The organism is Fulvivirga lutimaris (genome assembly GCF_009711525.1).
Classification (GTDB): Bacteria; Bacteroidota; Bacteroidia; order Cytophagales; family Cyclobacteriaceae; genus Fulvivirga; species Fulvivirga lutimaris.
Genome location: NZ_SMLV01000227.1, coordinates 1 through 6,602, shown reverse-complemented (window position 1 = coordinate 6,602; position 6,602 = coordinate 1). Strand labels below are relative to the sequence as shown.

Genomic DNA, 6,602 nt, shown 5'->3' with positions numbered 1-6,602 from the left:
CACGTAACAGAAACACAACGACTTGCAGTAACTGATATTACCATTGACTATTCAAGTCCTTCTGCAAACGGCAGGGATGTCTGGAATGATACCAACGTAATCCCCAAAAATGGAAATCCGATTGCATGGCGAGCCGGTGCGAATATGAATACTACCATTGAATTCAGTACTGATGTAACCATAGAAGGAGAACCTTTAAAAGCAGGAAAATATGGCTTTCATATCATACCAAAGGATGATAGCTACCAACTTCTTTTCGCTCATAATAATGATCAATGGGGAAGTTATTATCTGGATGTTGACAAGGATGTTACTTTACAGGTAGAAGTACAAAGTGAAGAGTCTCCGGCTTCAGAAAAGTTAGATTATGAATTTATCAACTGGACAGAATCTACAGTTCAAATTGCGCTGGAATGGGCCAATAGAAGAATACCATTTACCGTTGGTGTTGATCTTAACAACACTGTAGTTGAAAGCTTTAGGAGCGAATTGCGCGGTATTAACACCTACCACTGGCAAGCATGGAATGACGCTGCAGCATGGTGCTTAAGACACAATACCAATTTGGAAGAAGCACTAACCTGGGCTGACCGATCAATCAACGGAGGTTATGGCGGTTTTGCTGCTGATAAGAATGTGACCAACATGTCCACCAAAGCGAGAATATTAAAAGCACTTAACAAAAGCGAAGCATTGACAGCAACAATTAATGAGCTAAAATCAATGCCTTTAAGTCCTTATGAAGCCAATGGTTTGGGCATTTTCTTATTGCAAACCAATAAAGCTAAAGACGCACTTGAAATCACTGAGAGAATATTAAAAGACAATCCAGATGTGTGGTTTTTAAAGCTTAACAAAGGAATCTGCCAGTATTATTTAGGTAACAAAAAAGCCGCCATTAAAGCATTGGAAGACGTAGAAAAGGTAGCTCCTGAAGGTTTTAAACCACGTTTGGGCCAAATAAAAACTGAGATTCAAAACGACACTTATAAAGTACCTGGGAGTTGAGTTTTCGGGTTTTGACCAGACGACATGTTAGCAATAGCATGTCGTTTTTTTATGCGGTTTTCAATGCCATGGTTTGCTGATAGGCCTTTGGGCTCATTCCCGTCTGTTTCTTAAAAGCAGCATAAAAAGCCGATGGCGTTTTAAACCCAACATCATAAGCCAGCGCCTCTACTTTTACATGATCATCCATAAGCAGCAGACTTTGAACTTCACTAATTCTGAAATGATTAATGGCTTCTGGAAAGGTCATTTTATATAACTCTCTAACGCAGTGGGTAATTAAATAAGCAGGAACCTGAAGTTGTTCGGAGAGTTGATTGATTGTAATTCCAGGTATTTTATAAATATCCTCTTCTTCAAATGCAGATTTAACTTTTTTAACATGTAAAGGAGAAACCTCTACCTTCATGGTCTGCTGAAATACAACCGGTGAGCGAAGTGCATTGATAAACACAAAATAAATACCCAATGCCGCTATGGCAGCTCCTATAGCATAATCCATCATGGTGTTGGTCAGATGCTGATAAACAAAGGCTATCCAAACCAGCGAAACAGCAATCAATATTTGCCTGTTCCAGGAAGCCATTCGCTCATGCTCATAGGTGCTAACGGCATTCACCTTCCATGCTTTGAGAAGGTAGAACAGCATAATCACTGTTGTGATCTGATAAAACCATGTAAACCCTTCTTCTTTTACTACTGTGAAGCAAAGTACTGTCCCGACAAGCGGATACAAAAAGTGAATGGCATAATAATACCACGGAATAGATTTTCTGCCAGCAGCATAGGCGGTATAGAATAGTACCAAAGGCCCTATTAAAGAAAGCCCTAAAATGCCCGTTGCAACCCCTTCATCTGCCACAGTGGGCAAAAGAAAATATGCAATAGACTTACCCACCCTCAGTGAAATGGCTATAAAAAGAGCTCCCAAAAAATAGTTGCCCACCTTGTCATCTTTTCTTATCAAAACAAGGTAAGCTGCCAGAAACAACCCGGTAGTGACGGCAACACCTGCAAAAAGCCCTAAAATTCCGTATAGATTCATCAAAACTTATTTCCATGTCTCATGAGAACAGTTCATGAGATACAATGCTAAAGTTACGTTGAGCTTACCACAATAGTTACGAAAGTAAAAGCCCCTCTCCTGCTAAGGTCTTTTATGCTGCTGAGTGGTTCGGGAAACTCTAAAATCAATCCGGCTCGGCAATGGAAATATTCATCGGTATCTCGGTTCTTATCTTTTTATAGGCCACAGCCTGATCTAAAGACAGCTTATTATCTCTTATGGCCTTTGGTTTTACCTGTAGCAGGTCAGCATAGATTTGATAATAGGCAGCCTTGGCCTGATCCAGCACATGCAGATACATATCCTGCGTAGTACCGCGGTTTGCCTTGATGGACACTATAGCATCTTTAGGAGTATCACTCAAATTTGAAGCCTTGCCCTTATTGAGTACAAAGGCCATAATATCTGCTTTCAGGTGTTTATAATCTTCCCTGGTTTCATTTTCCACCAATAGTTTATTTTCAGAATTGATCAAAATCTTAAACAGGTTGCGCTCATTGATATTGGTGGTATTAACATCTTCCAACAAGGGCGGAAGTACAAGATCAAGGCCTTTATCATTAACAATGCTGGTGGTGACCATAAAGAAGATGAGCAACAAAAAGGCAATATCCGCCATACTGGCGGCATTGGTAGCTACGGATTTATCTCTTGACTTTTTCATAGGATTTTTGATTTCATAACCCTGTGAGTTTTTTAAAGTCACTCAATTGTTAAGTGTTCTTATGTAAGGAAGGAATTATATGGAATAAATTATCCGGATTTAAACGTTTAAATAAACGTTTACAAACGACAACAAACGGAAATTAAAAAGAGGAAAACAAACAAGACAGATCCTCATATTGCTTTTAAAAGCAAAAAAGTCATAAATAATATTATATATTTATAAAAAACATATGGGATATAACAGAACTTCTGTTATCCTGTTGTTAGGTTTCATGATGTGACGTAGAAAGCCCTACCGCACATTTTAGCACATTTGGTTTTTGCCAGCGTACCAATCCCATCCCGAAAAACCAGAAGAGCTAAAATCTTCCCACCCTATTTGAACAACCATATTAAAAACTTATATTTGACCAAAATAGGACAAGTAATTATTTAGTCAATGACTATAGGCCAACTTATTAAACAACTCCGTGAGAACGCTGGAATGAAACAGCGTGAACTTGCTGCCAAATTAGAGATAGGAGAAGGGTTTCTGAGTAAAGTTGAGAACGATCAAAAATTGATTAAGCGAGACGATCTTACCAAGATTAGCCAACTTTTTAACACTAAACTTTCTGAATTAGAAACTCTTTGGTTGGCTAACAAAATTTACAATGTGATAAAATATGAAAGTAATGCAATTGATGCACTTCATGTGGCTGAAGAAGAAATTAGCTATTTAACAAAGCAAAAGAAATGACTTTGGAAGACCGAAAGAAAAAACTAAGCGAGCTGATTTCTGAGTATAAAAGCTTCAAAGAAGCAGGAAAACTTGACTTGACCTCAGAAGAAACTATAAGAACATGGCTTAATCAATTTTTAGAGATATTTGGTTGGGATGTACGAGACACATCTCAAATTTTACAAGAAAAAGTTTTATCAAAAAAGGAAAAGGAAGCTCTAAAAGGCATTGGATCAACATCAACAAGGCCAGATTACACTTTTAAGCTAGCCAAAGAAAAATTAACATTTCTAGACGCTAAAGACATTACAGTTTCTATTGTTAAAGATAAAGAAGCAGCTTTTCAAATAAAGTCCTATGGTTGGTCAATTCTGGCACCATGTGCATTCATATCAAATTTCGAGGAGTTTGCAATTTACAATTGCACTTATGTGCCATCATCTGATCAAGATCCAACCTTTGGGCGAATCTATCTGACGATTGATGAGTACCTAGATAATTTTGAAATATTGGAAAAGCATCTCAATCGAGAGAATGTCTATGGAGGTCAATTACATGAGCTTTATTCTGATTCGCTCAGTGGCGTAAGAGATATCACAAAAGAAACACCTGATTTAAGGTTTGCACAACAACTTTCAGAGTTTAGACTTTCGCTCGCACAGGCTATTCTAGATAATAATTCATCATCTATTGGAGATAATACTGAAAATCTGAGCTATTTGGTGCAGATCATCATAAATAGATTACTATTTATTAGAGTTTGTGAGGCAAGAAGAATTGAAGAGAATGATCTACTAAATTCATTTAGAGCCAGTGGCTTTTGGAAAAATTTTAAAGAGTCTTCTTATCTAGATTTTTACGAACATTATGATGGTCATCTTTTCGATAGGATCAATTCAATACACAATCTAACTATTCCAGATATAACATTTGACGGCATATTAGATTACCTATACTACCCTTCACCATATCGATTTGAGGTTATACCTACCAAACTTCTGAGCGATATCTATGAGATCTTCCTTTCAAAGAAATTATTGATCGAGAATGGACTAGTTAAGGATGAATTAAAAAGCGAATACTCAAAAACAAAGGGTGCTGTAAGCACTCCTCAATTTGTAGTACAAGAAGTAATTCAAAAAACAATACCTCAGTCCCTACTTGAATCGCTAAGTATAGAGGAATTATTCAATTTAAAAATCCTCGACCCTGCATGTGGAAGTGGAGTTTTTCTGATTGAACTTTTTGATTACTTAGAATCAATAATTAAGTCTAGATATTCTCAAACAAGACCGGAAGAATTCAGCACATTTTTTGTTGAGGCCCAAAATGAAAACCTTACGAACTTACTATGCAAAAAAGCAATTATCGACAACTGCATTTTCGCTGTTGATATTGATTTGGAAGCAGTAGAAGTGGCCAAAATGTCTCTTTCTTTGAAAGCCATTGATGTCCCCGATTATCCCGAACACTACAGTGAAATAGGCATTTTTGGCAGCCGAATATTACATGGTGTAGGGAACAATATTAAATGTGGGAATTCACTGGTTTCAGATGATATTATTGAAAAATTCCCCTCATTGGCGGATAATGAAATTGAACTACTAAAAACAAATCCATTTGATTGGACATCAGAACATGGATTTCCTTTCGTGTTTAGTGAAAAATCAGGTTTTGATTTCGTGATTGGCAATCCTCCATACGTTGAAGTAAAAAACTACAATGTTGATCTGCCTTTTATGCATCAATATATTAAAGAGAAATTTCCATCATCCAGAAATGGTAAGATTGATTTAGCAGTCCCATTTATTGAAAAAGGTATTGAATTGCTTAATCAGAATGGCAGAATGGGATTTGTGGTACAAAAGAGATTCTTTAAAACAGACTATGGTAAAAAAATCCGTGAGATAATTACAGATGATAATCTCGTTTACTCGATAACAGACTTTGAATCAACAGAAATTTTCAAAGATCGAATTACATATGTGGCGATTCTGATATTGGATAAATCAAGTCCTAATTTTCTGTTTTACAAAAACTTTACAAGTAAAATAGAAACACTTTCTGCTGAATTGAGAGAAACTCCCCCTCCAGAAATAAATTCGGAATCGTATACCATTTTACCATCCAACTCACTTACATCTACTCCATGGGTATTTGACGACCCTGAAATATTATCCATCCGAACAAAGTTATTGGAAGCGGGCTCTATAGGAGAATTCTTAAATATAAGAGTTGGAATACAAGTTTTATGGGATCGAGCTTATCATATTAAGCCAATATCAATTAGAGACGGAGTTTTAACTGGAAAGTCACATCTTGAAGAATCATTTCAAGTAGAGCTTGAAGCATGCAGACCACTAATATGCAATATCAAGTTTTCACCCTACAGAAGTGATGATGCTGATTATTATGTAATTTTTCCTTATGATGTCGATGAAGATGGAGTCCATGAAATACTATTTCCTGATTTTGAAAATCGTTTCCCTTTAGCAGCAGCCTATCTTAGCCAGCATAGGACAACAATCGAATCAGAAGTAGAAACACTTCCTCGGAAATTTCCCAATCAATATACTAATGATCACTGGCACCTATTTACCAGAGTTCAAAATCATGGTGCCACATATCCAAAAGTGCTAATTCCAATGACTGCTTTGGACACATTTGGTGCGGTTACATTCTCAAATGATGCCTATTGTGACAATGCTAATGTTTACTTTATGCAGCTACCAGATATTACAAATGTGAATCTTCATGCAGTTTCTGCTATCGTCAATTCAACGCTATTTTCTGTTTTAGCGAGATCAATTGCTAACCCTCAATCCAATGGTTACTTCAAATTCAATAAACAGTTTTTAGACCCGATCCCATTTCCTATTGAAAACTTTCAAAACAACCAAGACGGGTTTGTAACTAGATTGTCTGAACTTGCTCAAGAAATTGCTGGTCAACAGCAAAGATTGACCTTGGCATCACCTGCTCAAAAGAGAACATTATCAATTGCGATTCAAAGAAATTGGACAAGGTTAGATGATATTGTTTACAATTTGTATGGTCTAATTAATTCTGAAAAAGAAGAATTTCAAAGAAGGGGAAGAAATGTAGATAGAGTTGAAATACTTGATTAATCCTATGCAGAAA

5 protein-coding genes are annotated in these 6,602 nt (G+C 36.6%); 3 read left to right on the top strand and 2 right to left on the bottom strand.

All coding sequences use genetic code 11. From position 1 onward, the window contains the following. On the top strand, positions 1 to 1,008 hold a 1,008-nt coding region (locus tag E1140_RS02595; protein WP_155178735.1), incomplete at its 5' end, for a DUF2911 domain-containing protein. Between the two features lie 49 nt (positions 1,009 to 1,057). On the opposite strand, the gene E1140_RS02590 is transcribed toward E1140_RS02595, so the two are convergent. Both E1140_RS02590 and E1140_RS02585 read right to left on the bottom strand, forming a co-directional pair. After that, a complete protein-coding gene (locus tag E1140_RS02590; RefSeq protein ID WP_155178733.1) occupies positions 1,058 to 2,053 on the bottom strand; it encodes a helix-turn-helix domain-containing protein in 996 nt (331 codons plus the stop codon). 145 nt (positions 2,054 to 2,198) lie between these two features. Beyond that, positions 2,199 to 2,738 (bottom strand): ExbD/TolR family protein, encoded by a 540-nt coding sequence (locus tag E1140_RS02585; protein WP_155178731.1) that lies wholly within the window; start codon positions 2,736 to 2,738, stop codon positions 2,199 to 2,201. A gap of 441 nt (positions 2,739 to 3,179) precedes the next feature. On the opposite strand from E1140_RS02585, the gene E1140_RS02580 reads away from it, so the two are divergent. Together E1140_RS02580 and E1140_RS02575 are read left to right on the top strand one after the other, a co-directional pair. Further along, positions 3,180 to 3,479: a helix-turn-helix domain-containing protein gene (locus E1140_RS02580; RefSeq protein WP_155178728.1), complete on the top strand. Its 300-nt coding sequence runs from the start codon at positions 3,180 to 3,182 to the stop codon at positions 3,477 to 3,479. Continuing rightward, positions 3,476 to 6,589, top strand: coding sequence for an Eco57I restriction-modification methylase domain-containing protein (locus E1140_RS02575; protein ID WP_155178726.1), 3,114 nt, complete (start codon positions 3,476 to 3,478; stop codon positions 6,587 to 6,589). The genes E1140_RS02580 and E1140_RS02575 overlap by 4 nt, the downstream gene beginning before the upstream one ends. Positions 6,590 to 6,602: the final 13 nt, after the last annotated feature.

Coding starts and splice junctions, on each gene's coding strand:
- E1140_RS02575 (WP_155178726.1), top strand. CDS start 3,476: ATGACTTTGGAAGACCGAAAGAAAAAACTAAGCGAGCTGATTTCTGAG.
- E1140_RS02580 (WP_155178728.1), top strand. CDS start 3,180: ATGACTATAGGCCAACTTATTAAACAACTCCGTGAGAACGCTGGAATG.
- E1140_RS02590 (WP_155178733.1), bottom strand. CDS start 2,053: ATGAATCTATACGGAATTTTAGGGCTTTTTGCAGGTGTTGCCGTCACT.
- E1140_RS02585 (WP_155178731.1), bottom strand. CDS start 2,738: ATGAAAAAGTCAAGAGATAAATCCGTAGCTACCAATGCCGCCAGTATG.